Here is a 13789-nt window from a genome sequence, read left to right as displayed (position 1 = left end):
GGACATTCCGCGCTAGGAGCTTGATTTGGCCACCGCAACCCGCCCCGCACGCAAGGACAGCGGTTCCAAGGACCAGGTATTCAACTGGGAAGGCAAGGACAAGAGCGGCAAGCAGGTGCGCGGTGAAATGCGCGCCGGCGGCGAAGCCATGGTCCAGGCCACACTCCGCCGTCAGGGCATTCTGGTCACCAAGGTCAAGAAGCGCAGCTTCGGGCGTGGCGGCAAGGTGACCGAAAAGGACATCACGCTGTTTACGCGCCAACTCGCCACGATGATGAAAGCCGGCGTACCACTGCTGCAGGCCTTCGACATCGTCGGCAAGGGTGCTGCGAATGGCGCCGTGTCGCGCCTGCTGGGCGACATCAAGCTCGAAGTGGAGTCCGGCTCGAGCCTCAACCAGGCCTTCCGCAAATACCCGCAGCACTTCGATCCCTTGTTCTGCAACCTGGTGTCTGCCGGCGAACAGGCCGGTATTCTCGACAGCCTGCTCGACCGGCTGGCGACCTATCGCGAGAAGATCCTGGCCATCAAGGGCAAGATCAAGTCGGCCATGTTCTATCCGGCGTCGGTGCTGGGCATCGCAATCATCATCACCGCAGTGATCATGATTTTCGTCATTCCGGAGTTCAAGAAGGTGTTTTCGAGCTTTGGTGCCGACCTGCCGGCACCAACGCTCGTCGTCATTGCGATTTCGGACGCCTTCGTCGCCTATTCCTGGCTCATTGCGCTCGTCGCCGCCGGCGCTTTCATCAGCTTCGCGTACATGCTCAAGCGATCGCTGCCGCTGCAGATTGCCGTCGACCGGCTGCTGCTCAGGTTGCCGGTGATGGGCGATATCGTGCGCAAGGCCACCATCGCGCGCTGGGCGCGCACGCTGTCGACGATGTTCGCGGCCGGCGTACCGCTGGTCGAAGCGCTCGATTCGGTCGGCGGCGCCGCCGGCAATCACATCTACCGCATGGCAACCAAGCAGATCCAGTCGGAGGTAAGTACCGGCACCAGCCTCACCGTGGCGATGCAGAACACGAATGTGTTCCCGGTGATGGTGGTCCAGATGGCGTCGATCGGCGAGGAATCCGGTCAGCTCGACGCCATGCTGTCCAAGGTGGCCGACTTCTTCGAGCAGGAAGTGGATGACTCGGTGGAGGCGCTGTCCAGCCTGCTGGAGCCGATCATCATGGTGGTACTGGGTACGTTGATCGGCGGCCTGGTGGTGGCCATGTATCTGCCGATCTTCAAGGTCGCGCAGTCGGTCTGAGCGCAGGCAGGTCACATCATGAACTTCGACCTGCTGGCCCAGTCCGGGCCGCTGGCGCTGCTGTGCGGCCTGATCGGTCTGGCCGTCGGCAGCTTCCTCAACGTGGTGATCCATCGCCTGCCGCTGATGATGGAGCGCGAGTGGGCGACCCAGTGTGCGGAACTCGCAGGCCAGACGCCTGCGCCGGCTGATCCACTGACCCTCGCCGTTCCGCGTTCCCGCTGCCCGTCTTGTGGCCACGCCATCACTGCGCTGCAGAACATCCCGCTGCTGTCGTGGGCGATGCTGCGCGGTCGCTGCAGCGCCTGCCGCTCCCCGATCAGCATCCGCTATCCGCTGGTCGAACTGTTGACCGGCCTGCTCAGCGCCGCCTGCGCCCTGAGTTTCGGTCCCACGCTGCTGCTGGCAGGTGCTTTGGTGTTCGTGTGGGCGCTGATCGCCCTGACTTTCATCGATCTCGACACGCAGCTCCTGCCCGACAGCATTACCCTCCCGCTGGTCTGGGCCGGACTGGCGCTAAACCTGGCGGGCGGATTCACCGATCTGCCGTCCGCGGTATCGGGTGCGATCGTCGGCTACCTGGTGCTGTGGTCGGTTTACTGGGCCTTCAAACTGGTTACCGGCAAGGAAGGCATGGGTTACGGCGACTTCAAGCTGCTCGCTGCCATCGGCGCCTTCCTCGGCTGGCAGATGCTGCCGGTGGTCATCCTGCTGTCGTCGCTGGTCGGTGCGAGCGTCGGCATCGCGATGATTGTCTTTCGCTCGCACGGCCGCAACGTGCCCATTCCGTTCGGTCCCTATCTGGCGGCAGCCGGTGTGCTGGCGCTGTTTTTCGGTCCGTCGATCAACCAGACCTACCTCAGTGCCTTCTGACGCGCGCGCCCGGACTTGATTCCGGCGCACCGACCCTCATCTCGACAGGGCCGCATATGGACTGAAATGTGCATGTGCAACAATGCCTTAATCTATACTTCTGCGTTTTCCGGAGCCTGACATGCCGATTTACGGTTACCGCTGCTCGTCCTGCGGTCATGAAAAAGATGTAATGCAGAAAATCAGCGATGCGAAGCTGACGGTCTGCCCGGCCTGCGGCGCATCGACCTTCATCAAACAGCTTTCCGCAGCCGGCTTCCAGCTCAAGGGCAGTGGCTGGTATGCGACCGATTTCAAGGGCGGCGGCGCAAAGCCGGCCAGTCCTGCAGCCGGCGCCGATGTCCCGAAGGAGGCGTCATCCGGATCCTCTGCCGAACCGGCATCGACCGACAGCAGTCCGGCCGCGCCGAAGGCTTGCGGCGGACCTTGCGCCTGCCATTGATGAAACGTTATTTCATCACCGGTCTGCTGATGTGGATTCCACTTGCGATCACCCTCTGGGTGCTCGCGTGGATTCTCGGCACGCTCGATTCAACCATGTTGCTGGTGCCGTACCAGTGGCGGCCGGAGCAGCTTTTCGGGTTCGACATTCCCGGTCTGGGCGTCATCCTGACCGTGCTGATCATCCTGCTCAGTGGCGTTGTCGGTCACAACATCATCGGCCAGCGCCTGCTGCGCTACTGGGAAGGCCTGCTGTCGCGCATTCCGGTGGTCAAGTCGATCTACAACGGCGTGAAGCAGGTGTCGGACACGCTGTTTTCCAGCTCGGGCGAGGCATTCCGCAAGGCGATGCTGATCCAGTACCCGCGCCAGGGCAGCTGGACCATTGCCTTCATGACCGGCCAGCCCGGCGGCGATGTTGCCAATCATCTGACCGACCACATCAGCGTCTATGTGCCGACCACACCCAATCCGACCTCAGGCTTCTTCCTGATGGTGCCGCGCAGCGAGGCGATAGAACTCGACATGACGGTGGACGAAGCGCTGAAATACATCGTTTCGATGGGCGTTGTGCCGCCACCACGCAAACCCAGGGTAAAGAAAGCGGCAGTGCCCGCACTCGACAACTGAAACCGGGGCGCGGCCGCGCCCCTTCTCTCTTCCGGAAACACACCATGCGTACGCAATACTGCGGCCTGCTCGATGCGGGCTATCTTGATCAGACCGTCACACTGTTCGGCTGGGCACACCGCCGGCGTGATCACGGCGGCGTCATCTTCATCGACCTGCGCGACCGCGAAGGTCTGGTGCAGATCGTGTGCGACCCTGATCGCGCGCAAACCTTTGCCGTGGCCGAATCGGTTCGCAACGAGTTCTGTCTGAAGGTGACCGGCCGCGTGCGCCGCCGCCCGGAAGGCACGACCAACGCCAATCTGGTGTCCGGCCAGATCGAAGTGCTGGCGCATGAAGTCGAGGTGCTGAACCCGTCGGTCACGCCGCCCTTCCCGCTCGACGACGAGAATCTGTCGGAAACCGTGCGCCTGACGCACCGCGTGATCGACCTGCGCCGGCCGGCGATGCAGAAGAACATGATGCTGCGCTACAAGACCGCAATGGCTTTCCGCCGCTTCCTCGACGAAAAGGGCTTCATCGACATCGAAACGCCGATGCTCACCAAGAGCACGCCGGAAGGCGCGCGCGACTATCTGGTGCCCAGCCGCGTGCACGATGGTCATTTCTTCGCCCTGCCGCAGTCGCCGCAGTTGTTCAAGCAGCTGCTGATGGTGGCCGGCTACGACCGCTATTATCAACTGACCAAGTGCTTCCGCGACGAAGACCTGCGCGCCGACCGGCAGCCGGAATTCACCCAGGTCGATATCGAAACCAGCTTCCTCGACGAGCACGAAATCACCGCGCTGATGGAGGAGATGATCCGCTACGTGTTCAGGGAGGCGCTCGCGGTCGAGCTGCCGTCGCCGTTCCCGCGCATGACCTACGCCGAAGCGATGGACCGCTTCGGTTCCGACAAGCCGGATCTGCGCGTGACGCTCGAACTGGTCGACGTCGCCGATGCGGTCAAGGATGTCGCCTTCAAGGTGTTTTCCGGCCCGGCCAACGACCCGGCATGTCGCGTCACCGCGCTGCGCGTGCCCGGCGGCGCCTCGCTGTCGCGCGGCGAAATCGACAGCTACACCGAATTCGTCAAGATCTACGGCGCACGCGGTCTGGCCTACATCAAGGTCAACGACGTCACGAAGCTGAACGAGGAAGGCCTGCAGTCGCCCATCGTCAAGAATCTGAGCCCTGAATCTCTGGCCGCCATCATGGCGCGCACCGGTGCGCAGAGCGGCGACGTGATCTTCTTCGGCGCCGACAGGAGCAAGGTGGTGTCGGACGCGCTGGGCGCGCTGCGCCTGAAGATCGGCCACGAGAAGAAGTTCATCACCGGCGAAGCCTGGCGCCCGCTGTGGGTCATCGACTTCCCGATGTTCGAATACGACGAGGACGAAAAGCGCTGGAACGCCTGCCACCACCCCTTCACCAGCCCGAAGGATGAGCACATCGGCCTGTTGAAGACCGATCCGGGCAAGTGTCTGGCCAAGGCCTATGACCTCGCGCTCAATGGCTGGGAAATCGGCGGCGGCTCCGTGCGTATTCATCGCGCAGACGTGCAGGAAACCGTTTTCGAGGCGCTGAACATCGGTCCGGAAGAACAACAGTTGAAATTCGGCTTCCTGCTCGACGCCCTGAAGTACGGCGCGCCGCCGCATGGCGGCCTGGCTTTCGGTCTGGACCGCATCGTCACGATGATGACCGGCGCCGAATCGATCCGCGATGTCATCGCCTTCCCGAAGACCCAGCGCGCGCAGTGCCTGCTGACGCAGGCGCCGAGCCCGGTGGACGAGCGTCAGCTGCGCGACCTGCACATCCGCCTGCGCAACACCGCGAAGGCGGACACTGCGCAGTAAGCCCGCTGATGACTTCGGGACTGTTTCGCCGGACCGGCCGCAGTGCGGTGCTTGCACTGCTCTGGCTGTTGCTCAGCGGCTTTGCGCCGCCCGGCGGTCTGCCCGAGGTCGAGCTCGACCGACTGCCGCCCGAGGCTGCGCGCACGCTGATGCTGATCAAGCAGGGCGGTCCGTTTCCGTACTCGCGTGACGGCGTGGTGTTCCAGAACCGCGAACGGCTGCTGCCGGCGCGCCAGCGCGGCTATTACCGCGAATACACCGTGCGCACGCCCGGTCTGAATCACCGCGGCGCGCGGCGCATCGTCGCCGGCGAGGGCACCGAACGCGATGTGCGCAGCTCGGGCGAGTATTACTACACGGGCGATCACTACCGAAGTTTCCGCCGAATCAAGGAGTAACCATGTCTTCCCTGCCGCCACCGACATCGATGGAGGCCCGATTGCGCGACGCCTCGCGCAGCGGCGTTTTTTTCGCGCAGCCCACCGCGGCTGCCCGCGCAGCGCGCGTGGCCGATCAGGCCGGATTGCTGCTGATCGGTCTCGATCTCAAGGACGCGCGCGACCGCGCTGCGCTGTTCCAGGCCTTCGCCGACACCTTCGGCTTTCCGGCCACCTTCGGCCACAACCTTGACGCGCTCGGCGACTGCCTCGGCGACCTGTCGTGGATACCGGCCGGCGGATATCTGGTGCATCTGAGTGGCTGCGCGAAGCCGGTCGAACATTGCAAGGACGACTTCAATGCCATCGTCGCCGTGCTCGACGAGGCCGCCGCCGAATGGCGCGCGCGCGGCACGCCGTTCTGGGTGCTGATCGACCAGCCGAATACGCTGGCACGCCCCTTCATGGCCAGCGCATGAAGCGACCGCAGTCGGTCCTGGTGCTGATCCACAGTGATTGTGGTGACATCCTGCTGATCGAACGGGCGAAGCACCCGGGTTTCTGGCAGTCGGTCACGGGCAGCGTCGAAGCCGGCGAATCGCTGGCCGAGGCGGCACAGCGTGAAGTGGCCGAAGAAACCGGAATCGTCGCCCCGGCCGAGCACTTCGAGCGCTGGCATCACAGCAGCCGCTTCGAAATCTTCCCGATGTGGCGCCAGCGCTACCCGCCGGGTGTCACGCACAACACCGAACACCTGTTCAGCCTGTGCGTACCGCGCAACACGCCGATCACGCTGGCACCCGACGAGCACCGCGACTGGCGCTGGCTGCCCTGGCGCGAGGCGCTTGACGCAGTGTTTTCATGGACCAATCGCGATGCGATACGGATGTTGACCCAGCGCAAGGCGTTGCTGCGGCAGTCTTGAAATCACTTTTTCCCGACCCTAGTTTGGAAGCACGCGGGCGCTCCCCCGCACCAGACATGAAAGGGAAAGCCATGAATCAAGTTACCCGTTGGGACCCGTTCGAAAACCTGTTCAAGGACTTCCGCGGCCTCGTGCTGCAGCCGGTCGATCTCGCCGGCAATCCGGACGTACCGGCGCTGAAGGTCGACGTGAAGGAAGACAAGGACGCCTACACGGTTCATGCCGATCTGCCCGGCGTGACCAAGGACGATATCCACGTCAGCATCGAAGGGCCGGTGGTGTCGATCAGTGCAGAGAAGAAGCGCACGGTCGAGAACAAGGATGGCGAGCGCGTGCTGCGTTCGGAACGTCACTACGGAAAGGTGTCGCGCAGCTTCCAGCTCGGCCAGGACATCGACGAGGCGAATGCCCAGGCCCGCTTCAGCGACGGCGTACTGGAACTGACCTTGCCGAAAAAGGTGGTGGCTGCATCGCGCAAGCTGACCATCCAGTAGCTCGGACCGGCGTTTGCATCGGAAGCGGACACCCCGGGGTGTCCGCTTTTTGTTTGTGCAGTGCACGGCTAGAATCCGCCACCATCATCTCCAGCTGCCGGACACCCGAAATGCCCCACTCTTCAGACCTCACTTCCGGACTGTCACCCCACGCCAAGGCCGCCGTGCTCTCGGAGGCGCTGCCCTATATCCGGCGCTTCCAGGACCGCACCATCGTCATCAAGTACGGCGGCAACGCGATGACGGACCCTGCGCTGAAGCTGGGTTTCGCGCGCGACGTGACGCTGCTCAAGCTGGTCGGCATGAATCCGGTGGTGGTGCATGGCGGCGGACCCCAGATCGACGACCTGCTGAAGCGGGTCGGCAAGCAGGGCACCTTCGTGCAGGGCATGCGCGTGACCGACGATGAAACGATGGATATCGTCGAAATGGTGCTCGGTGGCCACGTGAACAAGGACATCGTGAACCTGATCAACCAGGCCGGCGGCAAGGCGGTCGGACTGACCGGGCAGGATGCGTCCTTCATCCGCGCCACCAAGCTGATGATGCCGAACAAGGACAAGCCGGACGAAATGCTCGACATCGGACTGGTCGGCGACATCGTGTCGATCGACCCCACCATCATCAATTTCCTCGACAGCGGCGACTTCATCCCGGTGATTGCGCCGATCGGCGTCGGCCCGGACGGCGAAAGCTACAACATCAACGCCGACGTGGTGGCTGGCAAGCTGGCGGAAATCCTGAAGGCGGAAAAACTGGTGCTGCTGACCAATACGCCGGGCGTGCTGGACAAGGAAGGAAATCTGCTGACCGGCATCACGCCGCGCGACGTCGATGCCATGATCGCCGACGGCACGCTGTCCGGCGGCATGCTGCCGAAGATCGGCTCGGCGCTCGATGCGGCGCGCAGCGGCGTCAAGAGCGTGCACATCATCGACGGTCGTGTGCCCAATGCGCTGTTGCTCGAAGTGCTGACCAATGACGGCGTCGGCACGCTGATCAAGAGCAAGTGAGTCGGCAGGCGCAGCGGCGTCCGGTCTGGATCTTCGATCTGGACAACACACTGCACGACGCCAATCCGCACATCTTTCCGCACCTGAACCGGGCGATGACCGCCTGGCTGATGACGGAACTGGGACTCGAACACGGCGAAGCCGATCGCCTGCGCACGCACTACTGGCATCGCTACGGCGCCACGCTGCTCGGCCTGATGCGCCACCATGGCACGCGGCCATCGCATTTCCTGCGCGGGACGCACGACGTCGAGGCGCTGCGTCCGGGTATCGTGTTCGACCGCGCGCTGCGCCACATGCTGACCCGCCTGCCGGGCCGCAGGATCGTGTTCACGAACGGTCCGGCGCACTACGCCGAAGCGGTGCTGGCGGTGATGGGCATGCGCCACCTGTTCGACGCGGTGCATGCCATCGAACATTCGCGCTACGTGCCGAAGCCGCGGCTCGCCGGCTTCCTGCATCTGTTGCGCGACCAGCACGTGGTGCCCGCTGACTGCATCATGGTGGAAGACACCGCTGCCAATCTGCGCACCGCGAAACAGCTCGGCATGCGCACCGTGTGGATCAGCCGCAGCGCGGGCCACCACAACTACGTCGACCTGCGGCTGACCTCGGTGCTGAAGCTGCCGCAGGCCATGCGACTGCTCAGCGTCAGGCGTCCCTGAGCCAGCGCGCGGCGTCCAGTGCGTAATAGGTCAGGATGCCGTCGGCGCCGGCGCGCTTGAATGCGAGCAGCGCTTCCATCGCAGTAGCGCGCTCGTCCAGCCAGCCGTTGGCGACCGCGGCCTTCAGCATCGCGTACTCGCCACTGACCTGGTAGGCATAGGTCGGCACACCCAGCTCCGACTTCACCCGGCGCACGATGTCCAGATACGGCATGCCGGGCTTCACCATGACCATGTCCGCACCTTCGGCGATGTCGAGCGACACTTCGCGGATCGCCTCGTCGCTGTTCGCCGGGTCCATCTGGTACGTGTATTTGTTGCCCTTGCCGAGATTGCCGGCCGAACCGACCGCGTCGCGGAACGGGCCGTAGAAGGCCGAGGCGTACTTGGCCGAGTAGGCGAGGATGCGCGTGTGGATCAAGCGGTGCGCGTCGAGTTCGAAGCGGATGCGGCCGATGCGCCCGTCCATCATGTCCGATGGCGCGACGACGTCGGCACCGGCACGCGCATGGCACAGCGCCTGTTTGGCCAGCGCCTCCAGCGTTTCGTCGTTCATCACATAGCCGGTCGCGTCGATCAGGCCGTCCTGACCGTGGCTGGTGTAGGGATCGAGCGCAACATCGGTGATCACGCCGAGTTCTGGGAAGCGCGCCTTCAGCGCCTGTACCGTGCGCGGCACCAGCCCGTCCGGATTCCACGCTTCGGCCGCATCGTCGGTCTTCAGCGGGGCGTCGATCACCGGAAACAGCGCCAGCGCGGGTACGCCGAGCGAAACCGCCTGCTCGGCCACCCCCATCAGCACATCGACGCTGACCCGGCTCACGCCGGGCATCGATGCCACGGCTTCGCAGCGAGTCGGGCCGTCGAGCACGAATACCGGATAGATCAGATCGTTGGCGGTGAGTGTGTGCTCGCGCATGAGCCGGCGCGAGAAATCATCGCGGCGCATGCGGCGCAGGCGGGTGGACGGGAAATGGCTGGCGGGAGGAAAGGACATCGCGTTGGCCCGGTTCGCAAAGGCGCGATGATAGTACGAGCGCAGCAGGCTCCGCGTGCCGGCGCACGCCGCCGCGCGCTGCGGCAACGCAACAATCCCGGAACTCGCGCCGACGCGCCCCGGTCAGAGCATGCGACGGTGCAAGCCGTCACCCGCTTCACCTCCCTGAGCGGGTGCTTCTTCAAGAGGCGTTTCGAGCCCACGGCTTCCATCCCCTTTGGCCGTGGGCTTTTTTCTTTCCGGCCCCGGCGTTCTGTGCGCCGTGGGCCCTTTCGCTGCAACAGATGTCAGACCGGTGTCGACGATGCCTGGTCAGGCAGATGCGCGGCCAGCCATGGCGAAACGGCCGCCTCGGCTTCCTCGACACCGGTCTTCTTCAGGCTGGAAAACAGTTGTACGCTGACCTGCTCCCCCATGCCGGACAGCTGTCTGCGCACGTCGGCCAGCGTCGCCGCCTGAGCGCTGCGGGTCAGCTTGTCGGCCTTGGTCAGCAGAACATGCATCGGCTTGCCGCTCACCGAGAACCATTCGATCATGTTCCAGTCCAGAGGCGTGAGCGGGTGACGCGCATCCATGATGAGCACGAGGCCGGCGAGGCTTTCGCGTTCCTTCAGGTAGCGCTCGATCAGTCCTGCCCAAGCCTTGCGGACTTCGATCGGCACCTGAGCATAGCCGTAGCCGGGCAGGTCGACCAGAAAGCCGCCGCGCACCAGCGTGAAGTAGTTGATCAGCTGGGTACGCCCGGGCGTCTTGCTGACGAAAGCCAGACGCGTGTGGCCGACCAGAGTATTGATGGCACTCGATTTACCCGCATTGGAACGGCCGGCAAACGCGATTTCCGGGCCGGCAGGCGCAGGCAGGCCTGATGGCTTGGCGACGGACAGATGAAATGCAGCACCGCGGAACAGAGAGGACAAATCGATTACGCGCCACGCGCGCCCAGGAAAACACGGTAAAATGAGGAGTTTACCGTATCACCCTATTCAACCGGCCACAGATCCATCCGGCACCGACCCGGCCATCGACCGGGCCAACGACCGGATTCATCGTTCAAGGATAGTCATGCGTATGCTCAAGTCTTTCGGTTTTGCCCTGTCTCTGACCCTGGTCTCCGCCAGCGCGCTGGCGTCTGACGAAAAAACCGCCCCGAAAGCGGACATCGCGGCCGGCAAGACCATCGCGACGCAAGTGTGCGCGGCCTGTCACGGCGCCGACGGCAACAGCGTCATCGCGGTCAATCCCAAGCTGGCCGGCCAGCATCCCGAATACCTGTACAAGCAATTGATGAATTTCCGCAGCAAGGACGGTCAGCCGCCCGAGCGCGCCAACGCCATCATGGGCGCACTGGCCTCCGGCCTGTCGGAAGCCGATATGCGCAACGTGTCCGCCTACTATGCGAGCCAGACCCAGACGCCGGAAAAGGCCAAGGGCAACCGCGAAAGCATCGAACTCGGCCAGCGCCTGTGGCGTGGCGGCGACCTCGAAAAGGGTCTGCCCGCCTGTGCCGGCTGTCACGGCCCGGCTGGTGCCGGCATGCCTGCACAGTACCCGCGCATTGCCGGCCAGCACGCCGATTACACTGAAACGCAGTTGAAGTACTTCCGTGTCGCTGAACGCGCGAATGATCCTGCCAAGATGATGCGCATGATTGCCATCAAGATGACCGACGCCGAAATCAAGGCGGTTTCCGACTATGCGGCAGGTCTGCGCTGAGCGGTCAGGCTGTCGATTTCGCCTTCGGAAAAGCCCGCCGCCAGGCGGGCTTTTGCGTTGACCGGCGGCTGCAGCCGCGGTGCATCGAAGGCATTGAACAGTGTGAGGAAGGTGGCCTCGGGCGCCAGTCCGCGTTGTGCGCACACATGACGGAACCAGCGGTCACCGATTGCGACATGCGTGATTTCGTCATTCAGGATGAGGTCGAGGATGGCCAGCGCCGGCGCATCGCCGATGTTGCGCAGCTTGTCCATGATGGGCGGCGTGGCGTCCAGCCCGCGCGCTTCGAGCACGCGCGGCACCAGCGCCATGCGGGCCAGCACGTCATCGGCGGTACGCCGCGCCATGTCCCACAGGCCGGCGTGCGCCGGAAAGTCACCATAGTCGAAGCCCAGCGTCTGCAGGTGGGTCCGTAGCAGACCGAAGTGGTGCGCTTCGTCAGCCGCCACGCGCAGCCAGTCGGCCAGGTAGGCCTCCGGCAGGTCACGGAAGCGCCAGGCCGCGTCGAGTGCAAGATTGATGGCGGTGAATTCGATGTGACAGATCGCATGGATCATCGCCGCGTGACCTTCGCGCGTGCCCACACGGCGCGAACGCAGCGCAGAGGGCGCGACCAGTTCGGGTCGCGCCGGCCGGCCGGGTTCGTCGATGGCATGCGGCAGCGATGCCGCGCGATCGAACACCACACCCGCCTGCCAGTCTGACCACAGCGAGGCCACCGCAGCGCACTTGGCCTGCGGCGCCTCGCACATCAGCAGGTTGAGCAGTTCGGGAAAAATCTTTCGGTTCATCTGCAGTCATACAGGTAAGGTCGCGCCGATGCGGCCGGTCAGCACTGGGGTCTGTTGACGTTCGATCGCAGGCCGCACGCGATTCAATGCCGATACCCCCCAGTCCGGACACCCTGCAGCGTACAACGAGGAGCTTCACCATGCTGATCAAACGCCCGGCCGACATCGTGCCTTCCGACATCACGCCGCGCGCGCTGTTCGATACCCGCCGCGACTTCATCCGCGCAGCCGGACTGGGTGCCGGTGCGGCGCTGCTCGGCGGCCTGCCGAGGATCGCCGACGCGCAGGGCAAGCGCGGCGAAAAGCTCGGGCCACTGGCGAGAAGCCCCTTCTCGACCGACGAAAAGCCGAACGACTATGAGGACATCACCAGCTACTGCAATTTCTATGAATTCGGCACCGACAAGGGCGATCCGTCGAAGAATGCCCACCGCATGTCCACCCGGCCGTGGACTGTGAGCATCGAGGGCCTGGTGCAGAAGCCCAGGACGCTGGGCATCGAGGAGGTGCTGAAGCTGGCGCCGCTGGAGGAACGCATCTACCGGCTGCGCTGCGTCGAAGCATGGTCGATGGTCGTGCCCTGGGTCGGCATTCCGCTGTCAGTGCTGCTCAGGCAGGTCGAGCCGCTGGGCAGCGCGAAGTACGTCGAATTCACCACGCTGGCCGATCCGAAGACCATGCCCGGCGTGCGCAGCGCGGTGCTCGAGTGGCCGTACGTCGAAGGCCTGCGGCTCGATGAAGCCATGCATACTCTCACCCTCATCGCCGTGGGCCTGTACGGCGAAGTGCTGCCGAACCAGAACGGCGCACCGATGCGACTGGTGGTGCCCTGGAAGTACGGTTTCAAGAGCGCGAAGTCGATCGTGAAGATCCGCTTCACCGACAAGGAGCCGCTGAGCGCCTGGTCGCGCGCCGCCGGTCGCGAGTACGGCTTCTATTCGAATGTGAATCCGGACGTCGACCACCCGCGCTGGAGCCAGGGACGCGAGCGGCGCATCGGCGAGTTCTCGAAGCGCAAGACGCTGATGTTCAATGGATACGGCGATCAGGTTGCGTCGCTCTACACGGGCATGGACCTGAGGAAGTACTACTGAGGTGCAGGCACGTGCATCGACCGTACCGCCCCCGGGCCGCAATGCGCGCGCCCGGACGCCGGGGCCCGTCACGTTCAGATGGCTGTGGCGCCTCGTTTGGGTCGCCTGCCTGATGCCGCTCCTGTGGCTGGCATTCGGCGCCGGCACGGACCGGCTGGGCGCCAATCCGATCGAATACATCACGCGCGCCACCGGTGACTGGACGCTGCGCCTGCTGCTGGTAACGCTGGCCGTGACGCCGCTGCGCCAGATCACCGGCTGGCACTGGCTGGTACGCCTGCGCCGCATGCTCGGGCTGTACGCGTTCTTCTACGCCAGCCTGCACCTGCTCACCTATCTGTGGCTGGACCAGTTCTTCGACTTCGAAGGCATCGTGAAGGACATCATCAAACGGCCCTTCATCACGATCGGGTTCGGTGCGTTCCTGCTGCTGCTGCCGCTCGCCGTGACCTCAACCAACGGCATGGTGCGCCGGCTCGGCGGCCGCGCCTGGCAGCGGCTGCACAAACTCGTGTACGTCGTCGGCGTCCTCGGGGTGGCGCACTACTGGTGGCTGGTGAAAAAGGACCTGACCGAACCCATCCTTTATGCCTGCATCCTCGCCACGCTGTTCGGCGTGCGCCTGTGGCACGCCCGCCGCCTGCGCGCGCACTTGGCGGCGCAGACGACGTGAGGACGTC

The 13789-nt window shown here is 64.3% G+C and carries 17 protein-coding genes; 14 read left to right on the top strand and 3 right to left on the bottom strand.

Annotated elements, in window-relative coordinates; all coding sequences use genetic code 11:
- Nucleotides 1–25: 25 nt before the first annotated feature.
- From NMQ16_RS16225 to NMQ16_RS16175, 11 genes are all read left to right on the top strand, one after another.
- Nucleotides 26–1258, top strand: a complete 1233-nt coding sequence (locus NMQ16_RS16225) for a type II secretion system F family protein (RefSeq protein ID WP_257081937.1) — start codon at nucleotides 26–28, stop codon at nucleotides 1256–1258.
- An 18-nt stretch (nucleotides 1259–1276) separates the two neighbouring features.
- Nucleotides 1277–2131 carry an A24 family peptidase gene (locus NMQ16_RS16220; RefSeq protein ID WP_257081936.1) on the top strand — a complete coding sequence of 285 codons (855 nt, stop codon included), beginning with the start codon at nucleotides 1277–1279 and terminating at the stop codon, nucleotides 2129–2131.
- A 121-nt stretch (nucleotides 2132–2252) separates the two neighbouring features.
- Nucleotides 2253–2573, top strand: coding sequence for an FmdB family zinc ribbon protein (locus NMQ16_RS16215; RefSeq protein ID WP_257081935.1), 321 nt, complete (start codon nucleotides 2253–2255; stop codon nucleotides 2571–2573).
- Entirely contained in the window at nucleotides 2573–3202 is a 630-nt protein-coding gene (locus NMQ16_RS16210; RefSeq protein WP_257081934.1) for a DUF502 domain-containing protein, read from the top strand. Before NMQ16_RS16215 ends, NMQ16_RS16210 begins: the two co-directional genes overlap by 1 nt.
- Before the next feature lie 44 nt (nucleotides 3203–3246).
- Nucleotides 3247–5040, top strand: coding sequence for an aspartate--tRNA ligase (gene aspS / locus NMQ16_RS16205; RefSeq protein WP_257081933.1), 1794 nt, complete (start codon nucleotides 3247–3249; stop codon nucleotides 5038–5040).
- 8 nt (nucleotides 5041–5048) lie between these two features.
- Nucleotides 5049–5438: a ribonuclease domain-containing protein gene (locus NMQ16_RS16200; protein ID WP_257081931.1), complete on the top strand. Its 390-nt coding sequence runs from the start codon at nucleotides 5049–5051 to the stop codon at nucleotides 5436–5438.
- Between the two features lie 2 nt (nucleotides 5439–5440).
- Complete coding sequence (locus tag NMQ16_RS16195; RefSeq protein WP_257081930.1) at nucleotides 5441–5896, top strand: barstar family protein; 456 nt, start codon at nucleotides 5441–5443, stop codon at nucleotides 5894–5896.
- Nucleotides 5893–6342, top strand: coding sequence for a dihydroneopterin triphosphate diphosphatase (gene nudB, locus NMQ16_RS16190; protein WP_257081929.1), 450 nt, complete (start codon nucleotides 5893–5895; stop codon nucleotides 6340–6342). Before NMQ16_RS16195 ends, nudB begins: the two co-directional genes overlap by 4 nt.
- A 71-nt stretch (nucleotides 6343–6413) precedes the next feature.
- Nucleotides 6414–6836: an Hsp20/alpha crystallin family protein gene (locus tag NMQ16_RS16185; RefSeq protein WP_257081928.1), complete on the top strand. Its 423-nt coding sequence runs from the start codon at nucleotides 6414–6416 to the stop codon at nucleotides 6834–6836.
- 110 nt (nucleotides 6837–6946) lie between these two features.
- The gene (gene argB, locus NMQ16_RS16180) at nucleotides 6947–7849 is read left to right on the top strand and encodes an acetylglutamate kinase (protein ID WP_069038525.1); all 903 of its coding nucleotides are present in this window, start codon (nucleotides 6947–6949) and stop codon (nucleotides 7847–7849) included.
- Entirely contained in the window at nucleotides 7846–8514 is a 669-nt protein-coding gene (locus tag NMQ16_RS16175; RefSeq protein ID WP_257081927.1) for a pyrimidine 5'-nucleotidase, read from the top strand. The genes argB and NMQ16_RS16175 overlap by 4 nt, the downstream gene beginning before the upstream one ends.
- Here the strand turns inward: NMQ16_RS16175 and hemB are convergent.
- Nucleotides 8501–9511 carry a porphobilinogen synthase gene (gene hemB / locus NMQ16_RS16170; RefSeq protein ID WP_257081925.1) on the bottom strand — a complete coding sequence of 337 codons (1011 nt, stop codon included), beginning with the start codon at nucleotides 9509–9511 and terminating at the stop codon, nucleotides 8501–8503. The two genes, NMQ16_RS16175 and hemB, sit on opposite strands and share 14 nt — an antisense overlap.
- Nucleotides 9512–9798: 287 nt before the next feature.
- Entirely contained in the window at nucleotides 9799–10428 is a 630-nt protein-coding gene (gene yihA / locus NMQ16_RS16165) for a ribosome biogenesis GTP-binding protein YihA/YsxC (protein ID WP_257081923.1), read from the bottom strand.
- Between the two features lie 145 nt (nucleotides 10429–10573).
- Here yihA and NMQ16_RS16160 point away from each other — a divergent pair, with 145 nt between their 5' ends.
- Complete coding sequence (locus NMQ16_RS16160; protein ID WP_257081921.1) at nucleotides 10574–11224, top strand: cytochrome c4; 651 nt, start codon at nucleotides 10574–10576, stop codon at nucleotides 11222–11224.
- Here NMQ16_RS16160 and NMQ16_RS16155 read toward each other — a convergent pair.
- Nucleotides 11203–12015 (bottom strand): ferritin-like domain-containing protein, encoded by an 813-nt coding sequence (locus NMQ16_RS16155; RefSeq protein ID WP_257081920.1) that lies wholly within the window; start codon nucleotides 12013–12015, stop codon nucleotides 11203–11205. The two genes, NMQ16_RS16160 and NMQ16_RS16155, sit on opposite strands and share 22 nt — an antisense overlap.
- Before the next feature lie 140 nt (nucleotides 12016–12155).
- On the opposite strand from NMQ16_RS16155, the gene msrP reads away from it, so the two are divergent.
- Both msrP and NMQ16_RS16145 read left to right on the top strand, forming a co-directional pair.
- Nucleotides 12156–13109 carry a protein-methionine-sulfoxide reductase catalytic subunit MsrP gene (gene msrP, locus NMQ16_RS16150; protein ID WP_257081919.1) on the top strand — a complete coding sequence of 318 codons (954 nt, stop codon included), beginning with the start codon at nucleotides 12156–12158 and terminating at the stop codon, nucleotides 13107–13109.
- 112 nt (nucleotides 13110–13221) lie between these two features.
- A complete protein-coding gene (locus NMQ16_RS16145; RefSeq protein ID WP_257081918.1) occupies nucleotides 13222–13782 on the top strand; it encodes a sulfite oxidase heme-binding subunit YedZ in 561 nt (186 codons plus the stop codon).
- The last annotated feature ends 7 nt before the right edge of the window (nucleotides 13783–13789 follow it).

This window comes from Methyloversatilis sp. XJ19-49 (assembly GCF_024580145.1).
Classification (GTDB): domain Bacteria; phylum Pseudomonadota; class Gammaproteobacteria; order Burkholderiales; family Rhodocyclaceae; genus Methyloversatilis.
This window is presented reverse-complemented; position numbering and strand designations above follow the sequence as displayed.